Origin of the sequence: Mycobacterium europaeum (assembly GCF_034555895.2) — a bacterium.
In the GTDB taxonomy this organism is placed as follows: domain Bacteria; phylum Actinomycetota; class Actinomycetes; order Mycobacteriales; family Mycobacteriaceae; genus Mycobacterium; species Mycobacterium europaeum.
Genome location: NZ_CP157315.1, coordinates 3,629,935 through 3,648,134 on the forward strand (window position 1 = coordinate 3,629,935; position 18,200 = coordinate 3,648,134).

The window sequence follows — 18,200 nt, forward strand, 5'->3', positions numbered from 1 at the left end:
GTTGACAGGCTCGTGACACGCGCGCCGGTAAAATTGATGGCGATCCAATTTCGAGAACTCGAAGGCCAAATGATTCCTAGACTTTTGGTCGGCGTTGCACTCATTCTCGGCGCTGCAAGTTGGTCGGCAGCATCGGCGAACGCCGACCCAAGCCCCTTCAGCACCCTCAGCTGCGCATGTCATGAAACGGCGCCGGCGGGCAGCAGCTCCGTGATCGACAACGTCGACTGGGGAATCCAGCAAGGTCTTTCCGATCTGCCGACCCTCCAGGTCGAGCGCTAAGCCGCGTTCCGCCTCCGCATCCGCCGCTCGATGTAGTGGTAGCGCGCGGCCCGGCGCCGGATGCGGAACGCGCTTCCGCGGACGCGATGCGGCTGCCCGTTGAGGTGAATGGGCTCGCTGTAGAAGACCAGCTTGGCCAGCTCCACCAGAATCAGGTAACTGACGACGAAGGCGCCCAGCGCGGCGAAGAACTGCCACGGCAACGGCGTGAAGCCCAGGGTGCGGGCCAGCGGTGACACCGTCAGCCCGGCGCCGACGGCGACCACGGTGAGACTGGTGGCGGTGAGCAACACGCTGGGCCGGCTGCGCAGGAACGGTACCTTGCGGGTGCGAATGACGAAGATGATCAGCGTCTGCGTCGCCAGCGATTCCACGAACCACCCGGTGCGGAACTCGATCGCCCCGGCGTGCAGCACGCCCAGCATAAGCCCGAACGTCAGGAAGTCGAACAGCGAACTGATCGGGCCGAAGATCAGCATGAACCGGCGGATGAACGCGACGTTCCAGTGCGACGGTGCGTGCAGCTGCTCGGCGTCGACCCGGTCGGTCGGGATCGCCAGCTGGGAGGTGTCGTAGAGCAGGTTGTTCAGCAGGATCTGGCTCGGCAGCATCGGCAGGAACGGCAACAGCGCGGATGCGGCCGCGGCGCTGAACATGTTCCCGAAATTGCTCGACGTGCCCATCAGCACGTACTTGATGGTGTTGGCGAAGATGCGCCGGCCCTCGGCCACCCCGGTGGCCAGCACGCCGAGGTCCTTTTCCAGCAGCACCACGTCGGCCGCGTCCTTGGCTACGTCGGTGGCGCTGTCGACCGAGATGCCCACATCGGCGGCGTGCAACGCCAACGCGTCGTTGACGCCGTCACCCAGAAACCCCACCGATCGCCCCTTGCGTCGCAGCGCGGTGATCAGCCGGGCCTTCTGCTCGGGGGAGATGCGGGCAAAGATGGTGTGGTTTTGCGCGATGTCGGCGAAATCGGCGTCGTCCACCGCGTCGAGCTGTGCGCCGGTGATGGTGCCCTTCGAAGCCAAACCCAGTTCGTCACAGACCTTTTCGGCCACTCGCGGGTTGTCCCCGGTGGCGATCTTCAGCTCGATGCCCAGGTCGGCCAGGTCGGACAGCGATTGGCGTGCGGCGGACTTGGGCTCGTCGGCGAACACCAGGAACCCCGCGAGCGAAAGCTCGCATTCGTCCGCTCGGGTGAGCGTCGTCATCCCCGGCGCGGGTTTGGTGGCCACGGCCACCACCCGGCGCCCGGCGGCGAACAACGCCGCGAGGGTGTCCTCCGCCGCCGGCGGGACGGCTCGGCACTGCGCCAGCACCTGCTCGGGCGCCCCCTTGACCACCAGCACCCGGTTGCCGTCGTCGTCGACCAGTGCCGACGTCGCCCGGCGTTCATGGTCGAACGGCAGCAGCGCGACCCGGCGCGCCGCGCCGTCCATCAACTCGCGCGCCTGCGGGGACTCCCAGAGCGCGGCGTCGAGCGCATTGCCGCTCGCCCCACCGGTTTCGGGGTCCACATCGGTGGCCAGCAGTCCCAGCCGGCAAACCGCGCCGGTGTGCGCACCGCCGGGATCGCACGACTCCACCAGCCGGATCCGGCCTTCGGTCAGGGTTCCGGTCTTGTCGGTGATCAGGATGTCGATGTCGCCGAGGTCTTCGATGCACACCAGCCGCTTGACGAGCACCTTCGCCTTGGCCAGCTGCCGCGACCCGGTCGCCAGGCCGGTGCTGACGACGGCGGGCAGCAGCTGCGGCGTGATGCCGACCGCGATCGCCAGCGAGAACAGCACGGAGTCGATGATCGGCTTCGCCAGCAGCAGGTTGCTCAGCAAGATGATCACCATCAGCGCGACGGCGACCTGCAGCAGCAGGTAGGAGAACTGCCGCAGCCCCACCTGGAAGGTGGTTTCGGGCTGACGTTCGTCCAAACCCGAAGCGATGCGCCCGAATTCGGCGTTTCGTCCGGTCGCGAACACCACCCCGGTGCCCTCGCCGGCGCTGACGATGGTGCCCATGAAGGCCAGGTCGGCCGCGTCGGCCAGCCCGGTCCCGGGCGGCACCGGATCGGGCGACTTCTCCGAACCGGTCGATTCCCCGGTCAGGATGCTCTCGTTGCATTCCAGACCCGTGACGTCGATGAGCCGGACATCGGCGGGCACGGCCTCCCCCAGCGACAGCCGAATCACGTCGCCCGGCACGAGCGCGGTCACGGCGAGCGAGACGAATTCGCCGTCGCGGCGCACCACCGCGTTGTGGTGCACGCTGGCATGCAGGTCGGCGGCGGCCCGCTCGGCGCGGTATTCGTTGATGAAGCCCAGGCCGATGCTGGCCGCCAAAATGACGCCGATGATGACGGCCTGCATGCTGTCGCCCAGAAAGTACGAGACCACCGCCGTGCCGGCCAGCAGGATGAGCACCGCATTGCGCAGCTGCCGACCCAGCACCGCGAAAGCATTGACGTGGTGGGTCCGCACCGCGTTGGGTCCGTAGCGCGTCAGCCGGGCGGCGGCCTCCGCGCCGGACAACCCGGCGGCCGAGCTGTCGAGCCGGCGCAGCACCTCCTCGACGGGGGCGGCGGCGACCAGCGCCGCGTTCGGGGCCTCGGCGCCGGCCAACAGGTCAACGGTCATAGCCAGTCCCGTCGTTTGAACATCACGTAGATCACCACCATCAGGACGCAGATCAGGGTGGTGCTGGCGAGGAAGCCGGCGACGTGACCGAAGCCCGGGTAGGGGACGTTCTGGCCGTAGAAGCCCGTGATCGCGGTGGGGACGGCGATGATGGCCGCCCACCCGGTCAGCTTCTTCATGATGGTGTTCAGCCGGGCGTCCTGCAGCGACAGGTTGGTCTCGAAAATGGTGGTGACCATGTCCCGCAACGACTCCGTCCACTCCGACACGCGAAGCACGTGGTCATACAGGTCGGCGTACAGCGGGTCGAGTTCGGCGGCGGTACCCACCTCGTAGCGGTGGTGCTGGATCGAGTTGACGACCTCGCGCATCGGCAGCGCCACCCGTCGCAGCGCCACCAGGTCCCGCCTCATCTGGAACGTCCGGCGCTGAAAGCTCGCCTGGCGCGGCGTGCCGTCGAACAGCTCGTCCTCGATGTCCTCGACGCAGTTGTCCAGGGCCTCCACCGCGGCGAAGTGGCTGTCCACCACGACGTCGAGCAACCCGTGCACCAGGGCGCCCACGCCGTACTGCTGGGCGCCGATCTCGTCCCAGCGCCGGGTGAACCGGGTAACGTCGAAGTCCGGTGTCAGGCGCACCGTGATCAGTCCGCGGGGCAGCACGAACGCCGAGATCCGGTGCATGGACAGCATGCGCCGCGGCTCGTCGGTCGCCTCCGCCGCGACCTGAACGGCGTAGACGGTGAAGAAGGTGTGCGTCTCGTACGCGGTGGCCTTCACCCGTTCGGCCGCCCCCACGGCGTCCTCCACCGCCCACGTGTTGAGCCCGAGTTCGGCCGCCAGGCCGCACAACGCGTCGTGGTCCGGGGCGCACAGGTCCACCCAGACCAGGGTGTCGGGCTCGCACAGGTATGTCGAGATGCGGTCGAACGCGAAGTCTTCCTGCGGCTTACCGTGGCGCCAGACGCGGCCCTGGATGTCCGATGTGCCCTGCACGACGTCATCTTCCCAGCCCGGCCCCACCGGCGCCGCTCAGTAGGTCGAGATCTCGTCCGGCGTGGGCAGATCGCCGCTGACAATGAAGACGACGCGGCGGCCGACCTCCACGGCATGGTCGGCGAAGCGCTCGTAGAAGCGGCCCAGCAACGCGCAGTCCACGGCGATGGGAATGTTGTCGCGCCAGTCCTCGTCCAGCAGCGCGCTGAACAGGTTCCGGTACAGCTCGTCCATCGCGTCGTCCTGCTCGCGAAGCCGGGCGGCCTGCTCGGGGTCGCGGGAGATCAGCACCTGTTTTGCGCTGTCGCCCAACGTGATTGCCACCCTGGCCATGTCGGCGAAGCACGCGCGGAGGTCGTCGGGAAGTATCCGGTTCGGGTGCTCGCGCCGGGCGATCTTGGCGATGTGCACCGCCAGCGCGCCCATGCGTTCGATGTCGGCGATGATCTGGATGGCGCTGAAAATCGCCCGCAACTCACCGGCGACCGGTTGTTGCAGCGCGAGCAGGGCGAACGCCTCCCGTTCGGTGTGCGCCCGCATCGCCACCATCCGGTCGTGCCCACGGATCACCTGCTCGGCGGCGTCTAGGTCGGCCTGCAACAGGGCGTCGGTGGCGCGCCTCATCGCGTCGTTGGCCAGGCCGCACATCTCGCCGAGCTGGACGGTCAGCTCCGCCAGCTGGCGGTGGTAAGCGCTTCGCATAGCGCAACGGTGGCGAATGCGGGGGCTTTCCACAAGTGACCAAAGCCACCCCGATAAGAGCCTGAATGACTTTTCCCGCGCGCGTTACCGCCCGTTAAGCTGCCGCTGTAACCCTTGCGGAACCGGGGACATTTAGACACTCGGCCCGAGCCCGGAGAACACGGTGAGCACACGACGCGGCCTGCCCGGACTGGACTTGCTGACGGCACCGTTGCGCCTCGCGGCGGTGGGCACCGAACTCGCGGCCGGCACCGCCCTGTTGGGCGGGCATGTCGCGGTGAGCGTGGGCCGGTCCCTGGTGCAGGCCACCCCGGATGTTCCCGCACTGACCCGTGCCGCGGCGGGCGCGGTGATCGAGGCGGTGGGTGGCCCGCCGGCCCGGCGCGTCAGCGGCAACGGGCCGAGGCGCTGGATCGAGGTGCGCGGCCTGGACGGCGCACATGGCCCGGCGATCGCCACCGACGTGTTGGCGGCCGTCCGGGCGCTGCCCGGGGTGCGCCAGGCCTACCTCAACCGCACGCTGGCGCGGGTGGTGGTGACCGTGGCCGACGACGGGCCGTCGCCGGCCGCGCTGTGCCGGAGCGTCGCCGACGCGGAACGGCGCGGCGGAAGGCGCGCGGGCCGCGCCCTGCCCGCCAGCCTGCCGGGCGACGACGCGGTGCTGATGGGCCGGATGGTGGCGGCCACCGCCGCCTCTGTGGGCTTCGGCCTTTCGTTGACCGGCAGCCTGCTGCGGCTGCCCCGGCTCCCCGACCTGGTGGCCGTGCCGCCGACCGTGGCCGACCATCTGCCGCGGGTGCGCCGCGAATTGGAGCGGCGCCTCGGGCCCGAGGGCACCGATGTGTTGTTCGGCATCGTCAACGCCACCTCTGCCGCCCTGACGCTATCGCCGACGGCGGCGGCCGCCGAGGCCGCCACCCGCACCATGCTGGCGGCCGAGGCGTGGAACGGCAGGCTGGCGTGGATGCGGCACGAGCCCGTGTTGGCCGACCGGCCGGTGCGCGACGACGCCGGCTCGGCCCCCGTCGGCAACCCGGCCCCGCCGGACGGGCCCGCGGAGCGCTACGCCAACCGCGCCGGCCTGGCCGGCGTCGGCGCCGCCGCCGCGGTCGGCCTGCTCACCCGCAACCCCGACGCGGCCGGCGCCGCCGCGCTGGCCGCCGTCCCCAAACCGTTGCGGACCGTCCGGGAAGCGTTCGGCTGCACGATGAACCGCGGCCTTTCCAGCCGCCACGACGCGCTGGTGCTGCGCCCCCGGGTGTTGCGGGCCCTCGACCGGATCGACGCGATCATGATCGACCCACGGGCGCTCTACACCGACCAACTGACGGTCAGCCGGGTGCTCGGGGTGGAGAATTCCGCCCGCGCCCACGCCTGGGAGGCGGTTCGGGCCGCGCTCGACACCGACGGCCTGCAGCCGGGATGGCACCCGCTGGCCGACATCCCCGGCGCCGGCAGCGTCGGCGAGGCGCTCATCAGCCCGGTCCGCGACCCGCTCGCCGCGGCGGTGCTCACCGAGGCGCGGCGGTCGCAACCGCGCGTCTACTCCCTCGACGACGACGGATTACGTTCGCTGGCACAGGGTTTCGACCAGCTCTATCCGGCGGACGGGTCGGTCGACCACGCGGTGGCGGCGGCCGTGGCGGAGCTGAAGGCCGCGGGGAACACCGTGGCGCTGCTGACCACGTCGGACATGCGGGCCGCGCACCGGTCCGACGTGACGATCGGCCTGCTGCGGCCCGGGCAGTCCCCGCCGTGGGCCGCCGACGTGATCGCGAACGACCTGACCGGGGCATGGCGCCTGTTGCACGCGCTGCCCGCCGCGCGCGCGGCCACCGCCGGTGCCGTCCGGCTGTCGGCCTCCGCGTCGGCGATCGGCGCGCTGATGCTGATTCCCGGTGTGCCCGGCCGCAGTTCGGCCTCGGTCAACGTCGGCATGGTGGCCAGCCTGTGGTTCGGGTACCGGGCGGCCGTCAAGACGCTCCGTGATCCGCTGCCGGAGCCCGAGACCAGCCACGACTGGCACGCGTTGCCGGTCGCCGAGGTGCAGCGGCTGCTGCCCCGCCCCACCGGGGATGCCCCCAAGGAGGCGGCCGCCGCGTGGTGGCAGCAGGTGCCGCCGCTTCGCGCGCTGCACGACGCGGGCGCGGCGTCGTGGGGGAACGTCCGCGACTTCGCCGACGAGATGCGCGGCGACCTGGCCGACCCGATCACCCCTCTGCTGGCCACCGGTGCGGCGGCCAGCGCGCTGCTCGGCTCCGCACTGGATGCGGTGCTGGTCGGCAGCGTGCTGCTGGTCAACGCCGCCTTGTCGGCCGAGCAGCAGCTGCACGCCGAACGCACCCTGGATCGCCTGCTGGCCGTCCAGGATCCGCCGGCGCGCCGGCGGGTGGGCCCGCTGGACGCGCAGCGCCGCGAGAAGGTGCCGACCAAGCGGCTGCGCCCGGGCGACATCATCGAAGTTCACGCCGACGAGGTGGTGCCCGCGGACGCCCGGTTGCTGCACGCCTCGAACGTCGAGGTCGATGAGTCGACGCTGACCGGCGAATCCCTGCCGGTGGCCAAGCAGACCGAACCCACGCCGGGAGCCCCGCTGGCCGAACGGACCTGCATGCTCTACGCCGGTACGACGGTGGTCGCGGGCACGGCGGTGGCCGTGGTGACCGCCGTGGGTTCGCGGTCGGAGATGCGCCGGGCGCTGGCGATGGCTCCCAGGAAGCTGCAGGAGATCGGCCTGCAGCGGCAGTTGCGGCATATCACCCGCCGGGCCTTGCCGTTCAGCGTGGCCAGCGGCGCCCTGGTGGGACTGCTCAGCGTGGCGCGGGGCACCGGGTTGCGCGAGGCGGTGTCCAGCGCGGTCACCCTCGTCGTCGCCGCGATCCCCGAGGGCCTGCCGCTGGTGGCGACGCTGGCCCAGCTGGCCGCCGCGCGCCGGCTCACCGGCGAATCGGTGCTGATCCGCAACCCGCACTCGGTGGAGGCGCTGGCCCGGCTGGACGTGGTGTGCTTCGACAAGACCGGGACGCTGAGCGAAAACCGGCTGAAGGTCAAGGCGGTGCGCCCGATGCCGGGCCATACCCCGGCCGCGGTGCTCGATGCGGCGTTGGGCACCAGTTACGCCAGGCACACCCACCGCGTCGACCACGCCACCGACGATGCGATACACCGGGCCGCCGACGATCCGGCGCTTCGCGGTGACGGCTCCGAGCCGCAGCGGCTGACCCGCGACGCGTTCCTGCCGTTCCAGTCCGGCCGCCCGTTCGCGGCCGCACTGGTCGGGACCCGGCTGACCATCAAGGGTTCACCCGAGGTGCTCGCGTCGGCGCTGCTGCACGACGACCACCCGTTGACTCAGCAGGTCGATGAGATGGCGGCCAAGGGGTTGCGGGTGCTGGCGGTGGCCGAGCGCGAACTGAGCGCAGACGAGGCGGCGGCCGCGGCGGCCGACCCCGACCGGCTGGAAGCCCTGTGCACCTCCGGGCTCACCCCGATCGGGCTGCTCGGGCTCGCCGACACCCCGCGGGCCGAGGCCCCCGGGCTGCTGAAGGAACTCGGCGAGCGCGGCATCGGCGTCCGGTTGATCACCGGTGACCACCCGGCGACCGCGGCCGTCATCGCCCAGGAGATGGGCCTCGACGTCACCGCCGACCAGGTGATGACCGGCAGCGAGTGGGAGGCGCTGTCCGCCGACGAGCGGGCCGCCGCGGCGGCGTCGCGGGTGGTCTTCGCGCGGATGACGCCCGAACACAAGATCGACGTGGTGCAAACGCTCGAGCGGGCCGGGCTGGTGACCGCCATGGTCGGCGACGGCGTCAACGACGCCGCCGCGATCCGGGCGGCCAGCGTGGGCATCGGCGTGGCGGCCCGGGGCAGCGACGCGGCCCGCACGGCCGCCGACGTGGTGCTGCTCGACGAACGGATCGAGGCGCTGCTGGACGCCCTCGACGAGGGCGAGCAGCTGTGGCGGCGCGTGCAGTCGGCGGTGTCGATGCTGCTGGGCGGCAACCTCGGGGAGGTGTGCTTCGCCCTGATCACCACGATCCTGACCGGGCGTTCGGTGCTCAACGCCCGCCAGATGTTGTTGGTCAACATGCTGACCGACGCGCTGCCCGCCGCCGCGCTCGCCGTCAGCCGCCAGACCGGCACCGACGACGTCGACCGCGGAGAGGCGGCGATGTGGCGGGCGATCGGCATCCGCGGCGCCGCGACCACGATCGGCGCCACGGCCGGGTGGGCGATGGCCAGCGTGACCGGCCCGCCGCGCCGCGCGGCGACGGTCGCCCTGGTCGCGCTGGTGGGCGCCCAACTCACCCAGACCCTGGTCGACTCGCGCGCGCCGCTGGTCGTGCTGACATCGGTCGGCTCGATGGGCGCGCTCGCGGTGGTGATCAGCACCCCGGGGCTCAGCCAGCTGTTCGGATGCACGCCGCTGGACCCGTTGGCGTGGGGCCAGGGCCTGCTCGCCGCGGGGGCGGCCAGCTCCCTGTCCGCCGTCGCGCCCGACCTGCTGCTGCGCGCGTCACACAGCGTGCAGAGGCGCTGGCTCGGCATCGAGCCGGGGAGCGGTCCAGAAAGGGCACAAAGTCCCGGCCCCTCGGTGCGACAGACCCTGTCGGGTCCCGACCACGCCGACCACGATTGAGAGCGTGCACATGGAAAATCGCTTACAGCTCAAGCCCTATCGGTCCGTGGCGGAGCACGTCGACGGCGCCTGGTGGCCGCGGACGACGAACCTGGTCGACGAGTTGCCGGCCCTGCTGACGTCGGTGGCCGAGCGGCTCGGGCCGGTCGTGATGGTGGGCTACCGCCGCAATGGCTGGGAAGAGACGCCGCCGCTGCTGGAGATCGGCGGCCACACGGTCGAGCTGCTGGGTTTTACCAGCGACGAGCCGTCCACCGTCATCCTGATCGGTGCGGACGGCCACCACCTCACGCTGCACGTCATCCGCCCGGACGCCGGCGAAGAGGTCGCCCGGCAGGCGCTGGAGCAGGTGCGGGCGCCCGCCGAAGACACGGCGCCGCAGCAGCCCCGCTCGACGGTGGCGCGGTCGGTGGCCGACGTCGCCGAGAAGCTGGCCCTCCACGAGGGGCTCGACGACGAGGAACGGACCGCCCAGATCAAGCGCTGGTCCGAGGAGGCCGCCGAGCAGTTCGTCGACGCGCCGGTCCAGACCTTCGTGCCGGTCCTCGTCGAACACATCGTCCGCAACCGCATGATCGAATCCCGCAGGGAAGCCGCCTCGCCGCTCCCGGCGAACCACGGCTGAACGGCTGAGCGCGCTCGGTGGACGCCGCACTGCTCGACCCCGACCCCGCGCTCCTCGACGCCGCAGCCGTCGTCGAAAAGCTGTGCACCGACCCCCAAGCGGGATTGACCGCGACGGAAGCCGCCCGGCGGCTCGTCATCGTGGGCGCCAACGACATCGAGAGCGTCCCCCCGCCGCCGGCCTACCGGAGACTGCTGGTGCAGTTCCGCAGCCCGCTGATCTACCTGCTGCTGGCCGCGCTGGTCGCCTCGCTCGCGGTCTGGGCGGTCGAGGGGGCCGGCGGCTGGCCCGTCGACGCGGTGGTGATCGCGGTCATCCTCGTCCTCAATGCGCTGCTGGGGTACGCACAGGAAGCCCGCGCCGAGCGCGCGGTCAGCGCGTTGGCGCGGATGGCCGCGACCTCGGCGACCGTCATCCGCGGCGGGGCGCGGGACACCGTTCCGGCGAGCGAAGTGGTGCCCGGCGACGTGCTGCTGCTGGCCGAGGGCGACGCGGTCGCGGCCGATGCCAGGCTGCTCTCGTCGGCGGGGCTGGAGGTGTCCGAGGCAGCGCTGACCGGCCTGAGCGAACCGGTGCTCAAAGATGCCCGGACGCTGCCCGAACCGGCGGCGCTCGGGGACCGGGCGGACATGGTGTTCAAGGGCACCGCGGTGACCCGGGGCGCCGGGCGGGCGGTGGTCACCGCGACCGGGATGGCCACCCAGACCGGTCAGATCGCCGGCCTGGTCCGCACGGTCGACCACGAACCGACACCGTTGCAGCGAGAGGTGGCCCGGGCCAGCCGGCTGCTGGGGATCGCCGTGCTGGTGATCGCGGCGGTGGTGATCGCGACCATCGTCGTGGTGTTCGGCATCCACGACGCGCACGACGCGGTGACGGCGGCGCTGCTGGGTGTCTCGCTGGCCGTGGCGGCGGTACCCGAAGGCCTGCCCGCCATCATGTCGGTGGTGCTCGCCCTGGGCATGCGGCGGATGGCCGGCCAGAACGCCGTCGTCAAGGAGCTGTCGTCGGCCGAGACCCTGGGGTCGGCGTCGGTGGTGTGCTCGGGCAAGACGGGGACGCTCACCACCGGGGAGTTGACGATCGTGCGGGTCGTCACCCCGCTGGGCGAGGTGAAGGTCACCGGCGCCGGGTACCGGCCCGAGGGCCGACTCGAGCGCGGCGGGGCGGCGCTGGACGAGGGCGACCCCATGTGGCGGCAGGCGGCGCTGGTGCTCGACGCGGGCGCCGCCGCCGGCGGCGATGCCGCCCTCGAGGAGCGCGACGGTCGGTGGAGCGTCGGGGGCGATCCCGTGCAGGCCGCGTTCCTGGTGGCCCGCCGAAAGCTCGGCGACGGGGTGCGCCAAGCCCTGGCCGGCGTGACGACGGGCGACCCCGACGAGGTGCTCGGCCGCTGCGCGTACCTGCGGGCCGGCGATCGGCTGGCGCCGCTCGACGACGCGGCGCGGGCCGCGATCCGAAACGAAGCCGAGCGGCTGGCGCTCGACGCCCTGCACCCCGTGGCGGTCGCCTACCGGTCCGACGGGCACCTGGTTTACCTGGGCATGGTGGGGATCACCGACCCGCCCCGCCCTGAGGTGGCGGCGGCCATCGCCGAGGCCCGCCGCGCGGGCGTCCGGGTCGTGATGATCACCGGCGACCATCCGCGGGCGGCCGCGCGCATCGCGCGGAAGCTGGGCATCGAAGACAGCGAGTCCGCCGTGTCCGGCGCCCAACTGGCCACCCTGGACGACGAGCAGCTGCGGGAGACGGTGCGCCTGCACTCGCAATACACCCAGGTCGGTCCGGCGGACAAACAGCGCATCATCGACGCGCTGCACGCCGACCATGAAATCGTGGCCGTGACCGGCGAGGGCATCAACGACGCGCCGGCGCTGAAATCGGCCGACATCGGCATCGCCATGGGCCGCACGGGCACCGACGTCGCCAGGGAAGCGGCGAACATGATCCTCGCCGACGACAACTTCGCGACCATCGTCCAGGCGATCCGCGAGGGCCGCGGCATCTTCTCGAACATCAAGAAGTCGCTGCGCTACCTGCTGTCGTCGAACATGGGCGAAATCTTCACGGTCTTCTTCGGGGTGGTGCTGGCCGGGGCGGTCGGCCTCGCCCAGGGCGACACCGTCGCGCTGCCGCTGCTGGCCACGCAGATCCTGTGGATCAACCTGCTGACCGACGGCGCGCCGGCGCTGGCGCTGGGCGTCGACCCCCAGACCGAAGAGGTGATGAGCCGCCCGCCGCGCGCTCTCTCGGACCGGGTGATCGACGCGCGGATGTGGAACAACATCATCGTGATCGGCGCGGCGGTGGCGGCCGCCACGCTCGTCACGATCCGCCTCTACGCGCCCGGCGGCCCGCTGCCGTCGTCGCTGGACACCGCGCGCACGGCGGGCTTCACCGTGCTGGTGATCGCGCAGCTGATCAACGCCATCAACGCCCGCTCGGAGACCCGGTCCGCGTTCCACCGCTTCTTCGCCAACCGGTGGTTGTGGGCGGCGATCGGGCTGTCGGCGCTGCTGCAGGTCGCCGTCGTTCAGCTGCCCGTGCTCAACACGGCCTTCACCACCAAACCCCTGTCGCTGAGCCAGTGGCTGGTCTGCATCGCCGTGGCCAGCACGGTCCTGTGGGTCAGCGAGATCCGCAAACTCATCCTGCGCCGGTGGACATCGCGGCCGTGATCGCCTCGCTGTCGGCCGGGCCGGGCAGGCCCCAGCCGGGTCGGTAGCCCAGCAACTCGTCGACCGGCACCGTCTTCATGTCGATGTCGAGAAGTTCGATGGCGTCCAGCGGCACCAGCGCCGGATGGACGTAGCCGCAGGTGCGGGCCAACTGCAGCAGTTCGAACCGCAAGGTGGCCAGGTAGTTGGCGCAGCGCACCGCCTTCAGGCCCGGGTCGAGGCCGCGCTGCAGCCAGGGCGACTGGGTGGCCACGCCCGACGGGCAGCGGCCGGTGTGGCACCGCTGCGCCTGGATGCAGCCGATGGAGAACATGGCGGTCCGGCCGACGTTGACCATGTCGCAGCCGGCGGCCAGGGCCAGCAGCGCGTTCTCCGGGATGCCCAGCTTGCCCGAGCCGACGAAGACCACGTCGTGGTGCAATCCCCGTTCGGCGAAGGCCCGGTAGACCCGGGGGAAGGCCCACTTGAAGGGCAGGGCGACGTGGTCGCTGAAGACGAGCGGGGCCGCGCCGGTGCCGCCCTCCCCGCCGTCGACGGTCACGAAGTCGACGCCCGTGCCGGTGGCGGCCATCCGCGCGGCGAGGTCGAGCCAGAACCGCCCCTCCCCCACCGCCGACTTGATGCCGACCGGCAAGCCCGTCTCGGCGGCGATGGTCTCCACGAGTTCCAGCAGCCCGTCGACATCGCCGAACGCGGAGTGTCCCGCGGGGCTCCGGCAGTCCACCCCGGCCGGTACGCCGCGGATCGCGGCGATCTCGGGGGTGACCTTGACGCCCGGCAGCACCCCGCCCAGGCCGGGCTTGGCGCCCTGGCTGAGCTTGATCTCGACGGCGCGGATAGACGGCGTGGCCGCCACCCGGTCCGCCAGCCGGGGCAGGCTGAACCGGCCGTCGTCGTCGCGGCAGCCGAAGTAGCCGGTGCCGATCTGCCAGACCAGGTCGCCGCCGTTCAGGTGATACGGCGACACCCCGCCCTCGCCGGTGGTGTGCAGCGCGCCGGCCAGCGCCGCGCCCTTGTTCAGGGCGGTTACGGCCGCGCCGCCGAGGGCGCCGAAGCTCATCCCGGAGATGTTGACCAGCGACGACGGGCGGAAGGCCTTGGCGCGGCCCCGCGCGGCGCCGAGCACCTTGGCCGCCGGCAACGGCACCGCCGGGTCCGGATGCTCGGCCTCGCCGGTGGGCGCCGCGACGGGGAACGCGGCGTGCTTGACGATGGGGTAGTTGTGCACCCGCTCCAGGTCGTTGTCGGTGCCGAAGCCGAAGTACCGGTTGGCCAGCTTCGACGAGGTGTACACCCAGCGGCGCTGGTCGCGGCTGAACGGGCGCTCGGCGTCGTTGTCGGTGACGATGTACTGGCGCAGCTCGGGGCCCACCGCTTCCAGCAGGAACCGCAGGTGTCCGACGATCGGGTAGTTGCGCAGGATGGCGTGGCGGCGCTGCAGCAGGTCCCACCCCGTCAGGCCGGCCAGGCCGCCGCCGACCAGCGCGGCAACCGCTCGCCGTCTCAAGAATCGAAGTCCGCGTAGACGCCCAGCAGGTCGCGGGCCGAGACGATGCCGACGAGCGCGCCGTCGCGCTCGACCAGCACGTGCCGGATGTAGCGGTCCATCATCCGGGCGGCGACCTGGTCCACCGAGGCTTCGGCGTCGCACCACACCAATTTGGTGCTGGCCACCTCGGAGACCGGGGCGGTCGCGGGGTTGCGCCCGGCCGCCACGGCCCGCACGATGTCGCGCTCGCTCACCAGCGCGGCCGGTCGCGGGTCGTCTCCGACCGCGATCGCTCCCACGTCGCAGGTCACCATGGCCCTGGCCACGTCGGCGATCGTGGCGTCGGCGGGAACCCGGGCGACCGGGTCGCCGGTGATGGTGTGGATGGGCAGGGAACCGGCGGAGAGACTCTCAGTCACGTCATCATGTTGACCGGGGCGAGCCGCCCCCTGCTAGTGACCTGAGTCCCCAATCCGCGTCCATCCGGCCCTAGCCATCGCCCCGATGTCGGGGAAGGCTGACAGGCATGGATGCGGGGGCGCGCGAGCGGCGGATACGGCCCGTCCAATGGGTTGAGCCGACCCTGGCCGCGGTGACCGCCCTGGCACTGGCGGCCGGCGGGACCGCCTGGCTGGCTGGTGCGCGCCGGCTGGCCGACGGCTGCTGGATCGCGGGCACGGTGGTGGCAGTCATCCCCGCGGTGGCGTGGGTGCTCGCCGCGCTGCGCCGGGGCCGGTTCGGGGTCGATCTGATCGCGGTGCTGTCGCTGGTCGGCACCCTGCTGGTGGGCGAATATCTCGCCGGGGCGTTGATCGCGGTGATGCTGGCCGGCGGGCGTGCCCTGGAGTCCGCGGCCGAACGCCGCGCGTCCCACGACCTGCGGGCGCTGCTGGAACATGCGCCCCGGTTCGCCCGTCGCCGCGTCGACTCGGCGGTGGAGGTCATCGCGCTGGAGGACGTGGCGATCCACGATCTGCTGGTGGTCGGCCCGGGCGAGGTGGTGCCCGTCGACGGGCGCATTTCCAGTCCGGTCGCGGTCCTGGACGAGTCGGTCCTGACCGGCGAACCGCTGCAGGTGGAGCGCAGCGCCGGCGAATCCGTGCGCAGCGGGGTGGTCAACGCGGGCAGCGCGTTCGAGATGCAGGCCGCGGCCACCGCGGCCGACAGCACGTACGCCCAGATCGTGCGCCTGGCCGCGGAAGCCGGGGCGGAGAACGCGCCGGTGGTGCGGCTGGCCGACCGGTATGCGGCGTGGTTCCTGCCGTTGACGCTCCTGGTGGCCGGTGCGGCATGGCTGGCCACCGGCTCACCGGTGCGGGCGGTGGCCGTGCTGGTGGTGGCGACGCCGTGCCCGCTGTTGCTGGCCGCACCGGTCGCCATCGTGTCGGGGCTGTCGCGGGCGTCGCGGCGCGGGGTGGTGATCCGCGGCGGCGGCGCTCTGGAAAACCTCGGCCACGCAACCACTTTGGTGATGGACAAGACCGGCACCCTGACCATGGGGCGCCCGGTGGTCATCGACGTCGCCGCCGCCCCCGGGCGCGACGCGATCGCGATCCTGCGGATGGCGGCCTCGGTGGACCAGATGTCCCCGCATGTGCTGGCCGAGGCGATCGTCACCGCCGCGCGGGACCGCGATCTGCAGCTGTCGCTTCCCACCGGGGTGGTCGAGGAACCCGGTCGCGGCGTCACCGCCACCCTGGACGGTCACCGGGTGCACGTCGGCAAACTCGCGCACGACATTGCGAACACCGAATGGGCCAGGACGGTGGTCAATCGCGCCCTGCTCGACGGCGCCGCCGTCGCCTGGGTCTGCGTCGACGGGCGGCCGACGGGCGCGGTGCTGCTGCGCGACCCGCTGCGTCGCCACGCCCCGCGCACCCTGCGCCGGTTACGCGAGGCGGGGCTGAACCGATTGGTCATGCTCACCGGGGACCGCACCGAGCCGGCCCGCGAGGTCGCGGCCGTCCTGGGATTGGACGACGTGTACGCCGAACAAAGCCCGGCCGACAAGGTGGCCGCCGTCCGCGCCGAGAAAGACCGCGCGGTGACCGTGATGGTGGGCGACGGGGTCAACGACGCCCCCGCGCTGGCGGCGGCCAGCGTCGGCGTGGCGATGGGCGCGCGCGGCGCCACCGCATCCTCGGAGGCGGCCGCCATCGTGTTGACCACCGACCGACTGGAGCGGCTCGCCGATGCGATGGACATCGCCCGGTGGTCACGGCGCATCGCCGTGCAGAGCGCGGTCGTCGGCATGACCCTGTCGCTGGCCGCGATGGCCGTCGCCGCCGTGGGGTGGCTGCCACCGGCCGTCGGTGCGCTGGTGCAGGAGGGCATCGACGTCGCCGTGATCCTCAACGCGCTGCGCGCCCTGCGCGGCAATCCCGACCTCGAGGTCGATCTGCCCGCGACCACCGAGCAGCTGCTGCGGCGCTTCGACGCCGAACACGACGAGCTGCGCGACGCCGTGGATCTGTTGCGCGGCGCCGCCGACCGGCTGGCCGACGGGGCCGATCAGCCGGCGATGGAAGCGGTCCGCCACGCCCACACCGTGCTCACCGAGCGGATCATCCCGCACGAACGCGCCGAAGAGTCGGAGCTCTATCCGGCGCTGGCGCACCCGCTGGGCACCAGCGAAGCGACCGCGCCGATGAGCCGGACCCATGCCGAGATCCAGCGACTCTCCGACCGGATCGGCGCGCACCTGGCGTTGGCCCAAAGCGGCGGAGGGATCGGCCCCGACCAGGTCGACGACCTGCTCGCGTGCCTATACGGGCTGCACGCCCTGCTGCGCCTGCATTTCCTGCAGGAGGAGGAGAGCTACTTCGCCCTGGCCGAGGAAGAGCCCGCTCCGGCACGGCCGGAGAGCCGTCAGGCCTTGGGGCACAAGCTATCCCGCTGACGGCGGTCGCTTCATGACCGTGCCGGGAAGCTCCGCGCCGATCTCGATGTCGTCGTAATCCCGGCCTTCGCCGCGGCCACCTTTGGCACCCAGCGGCGGCCGCATCGGGGCCACCGGGATCGCGGGCGGCTGCGCTGCGCCCGGCGGAAGCGGGGACACCGCCGAGACCAGCTGCACCGGCGGCTGGACACCGGGCAGCATGCCCACCGTCGCGGGCGGCATGCTCAGCTTGCCGACCAAGACGGAGACCCCCAGCGCGCCGCGCGGGGCCAGCAACGAATTGGCGGAGCCGAGGGCGCTCACGAATCTGGCCTCCGCGGAGGCCAACGCGGCCGAGCCCTCCGCCAGGCCCTGCCCGATGTCGGTGCTGACCCCCTGAAGCGCCTGGGCGGCCGTGACCTGCGCGATGTAGCTGAGCAGGTTGACGGGGAGACCTCCCGCGATGGTCTGGTTGCCCCACGTGCTGAAATACCCGAACCAGCCCTTGTTGGGGTCGAACGGGGTGACGCCGAGCGCGTCGAGCACCGACCCGGTGCCGGTGGTCGACGAGCTGGTCAGCGCGTTCGCGGTGGGTGCGATCGGGGCCTGCACGGACACCGCCGAGGGGTTGGCCACCTGCGGCGGTGACGAGAGCTGGGACAGCTTGACGGCGTTCAGCGACGTCGCGCCGTACCGGTACATCGCGGTGGAGTTGTTCACCCACATCGCGTTGTACTCCGCCTCGGTCTCCGCGATCGCCGGAGCGTTGACGCCGAAGAAGTTGGTGGCCAGCAGCAGCGCCAACCGCGCCCGGTTGGCCGCCACGACGGAGGGATGCACCACCGTCCAATGCGTCAATTCGAATGCGGCGGTGACGATCTCGACCGATGTGGCGATTTCCTGGCATTGCACCGCGGTGGCGCGCAGCCAGGCGAGGTAGGGCTCGAACGCCTGGGCCATGGCCAGCGCGGACGGGCCGCGCCAGGTCGCCGTCGTCGACGCCAACTCCGAGGCATAGCTGCTGGCGGCCGCCTCCAGCGCGGCGCCGAGCTCTTGCCACGCGCCGGCGGCGTCGATCATCGACCAGGCGCCGGGTCCGGCGTGGATCAGCGCCGAGGTGATCTCGGGCGGCAGCAGCCCGAAATCGATCACGGGTCACCCGACCCGACAGGGCGCGCGGGTGGTGTCGCGCGAGCGCGATACAGGGCTCGCGCCGCCATTGACCTATCCGGCGGCGAAATGCGGCTTCCGGAGTGGTGAGGAACCATCGTCGCCC

At 71.9% G+C, this 18,200-nt stretch carries 11 protein-coding genes; 5 read left to right on the top strand and 6 right to left on the bottom strand.

Translation table 11 applies throughout. From position 1 onward, the window contains the following. Nucleotides 1-12: 12 nt before the first annotated feature. On the top strand, nucleotides 13-282 hold the full coding sequence (locus tag U8D42_RS16580) for a hypothetical protein (protein WP_322859627.1): 270 nt from the start codon (nucleotides 13-15) through the stop codon (nucleotides 280-282). Here U8D42_RS16580 and mgtA read toward each other — a convergent pair. The 3 genes from mgtA to phoU are packed head-to-tail and all read right to left on the bottom strand — an operon-like array spanning nucleotide 279 to nucleotide 4,612. Then, complete coding sequence (gene mgtA / locus U8D42_RS16585; protein WP_322859626.1) at nucleotides 279-2,915, bottom strand: magnesium-translocating P-type ATPase; 2,637 nt, start codon at nucleotides 2,913-2,915, stop codon at nucleotides 279-281. The genes U8D42_RS16580 and mgtA overlap by 4 nt on opposite strands. Beyond that, nucleotides 2,912-3,910, bottom strand: coding sequence for a magnesium transporter CorA family protein (locus tag U8D42_RS16590; RefSeq protein WP_322859625.1), 999 nt, complete (start codon nucleotides 3,908-3,910; stop codon nucleotides 2,912-2,914). Before U8D42_RS16590 ends, mgtA begins: the two co-directional genes overlap by 4 nt. A gap of 36 nt (nucleotides 3,911-3,946) precedes the next feature. Further along, nucleotides 3,947-4,612, bottom strand: a complete 666-nt coding sequence (gene phoU, locus U8D42_RS16595; RefSeq protein WP_322859624.1) for a phosphate signaling complex protein PhoU — start codon at nucleotides 4,610-4,612, stop codon at nucleotides 3,947-3,949. A 163-nt stretch (nucleotides 4,613-4,775) separates the two neighbouring features. Between phoU and U8D42_RS16600 the strand changes: the two genes are divergently transcribed. Genes U8D42_RS16600 through U8D42_RS16610 form a run of 3 tightly spaced genes read left to right on the top strand, consistent with a single transcriptional unit; the run spans nucleotide 4,776 to nucleotide 12,557 of the window. Next, nucleotides 4,776-9,254, top strand: a complete 4,479-nt coding sequence (locus U8D42_RS16600) for a cation-translocating P-type ATPase (protein WP_322859623.1) — start codon at nucleotides 4,776-4,778, stop codon at nucleotides 9,252-9,254. A 10-nt stretch (nucleotides 9,255-9,264) separates the two neighbouring features. Beyond that, entirely contained in the window at nucleotides 9,265-9,879 is a 615-nt protein-coding gene (locus U8D42_RS16605) for a DUF5994 family protein (protein WP_322859622.1), read from the top strand. A gap of 17 nt (nucleotides 9,880-9,896) precedes the next feature. Beyond that, the gene (locus U8D42_RS16610; RefSeq protein ID WP_322859621.1) at nucleotides 9,897-12,557 is read left to right on the top strand and encodes a cation-translocating P-type ATPase; all 2,661 of its coding nucleotides are present in this window, start codon (nucleotides 9,897-9,899) and stop codon (nucleotides 12,555-12,557) included. On the opposite strand, the gene U8D42_RS16615 is transcribed toward U8D42_RS16610, so the two are convergent. After that, nucleotides 12,526-14,064: an FMN-binding glutamate synthase family protein gene (locus U8D42_RS16615; RefSeq protein ID WP_322859620.1), complete on the bottom strand. Its 1,539-nt coding sequence runs from the start codon at nucleotides 14,062-14,064 to the stop codon at nucleotides 12,526-12,528. The genes U8D42_RS16610 and U8D42_RS16615 overlap by 32 nt on opposite strands. After that, the gene (locus U8D42_RS16620) at nucleotides 14,061-14,465 is read right to left on the bottom strand and encodes a CBS domain-containing protein (protein WP_322859619.1); all 405 of its coding nucleotides are present in this window, start codon (nucleotides 14,463-14,465) and stop codon (nucleotides 14,061-14,063) included. Before U8D42_RS16620 ends, U8D42_RS16615 begins: the two co-directional genes overlap by 4 nt. Nucleotides 14,466-14,572: 107 nt before the next feature. Between U8D42_RS16620 and U8D42_RS16625 the strand changes: the two genes are divergently transcribed. Next, entirely contained in the window at nucleotides 14,573-16,945 is a 2,373-nt protein-coding gene (locus U8D42_RS16625; protein WP_322859618.1) for a heavy metal translocating P-type ATPase, read from the top strand. On the opposite strand, the gene U8D42_RS16630 is transcribed toward U8D42_RS16625, so the two are convergent. Continuing rightward, nucleotides 16,934-18,073: a PPE family protein gene (locus U8D42_RS16630; RefSeq protein WP_322860136.1), complete on the bottom strand. Its 1,140-nt coding sequence runs from the start codon at nucleotides 18,071-18,073 to the stop codon at nucleotides 16,934-16,936. The genes U8D42_RS16625 and U8D42_RS16630 overlap by 12 nt on opposite strands. Nucleotides 18,074-18,200 lie beyond the last annotated feature (127 nt).

What these genes read in the sequence shown, in the direction of transcription:
- mgtA (WP_322859626.1), bottom strand. Translation starts at nt 2,915, where the DNA reads ATGACCGTTGACCTGTTGGCCGGCGCCGAGGCCCCGAACGCGGCGCTG.
- phoU (WP_322859624.1), bottom strand. Translation starts at nt 4,612, where the DNA reads ATGCGAAGCGCTTACCACCGCCAGCTGGCGGAGCTGACCGTCCAGCTC.
- U8D42_RS16605 (WP_322859622.1), top strand. Translation starts at nt 9,265, where the DNA reads ATGGAAAATCGCTTACAGCTCAAGCCCTATCGGTCCGTGGCGGAGCAC.
- U8D42_RS16625 (WP_322859618.1), top strand. Translation starts at nt 14,573, where the DNA reads ATGGATGCGGGGGCGCGCGAGCGGCGGATACGGCCCGTCCAATGGGTT.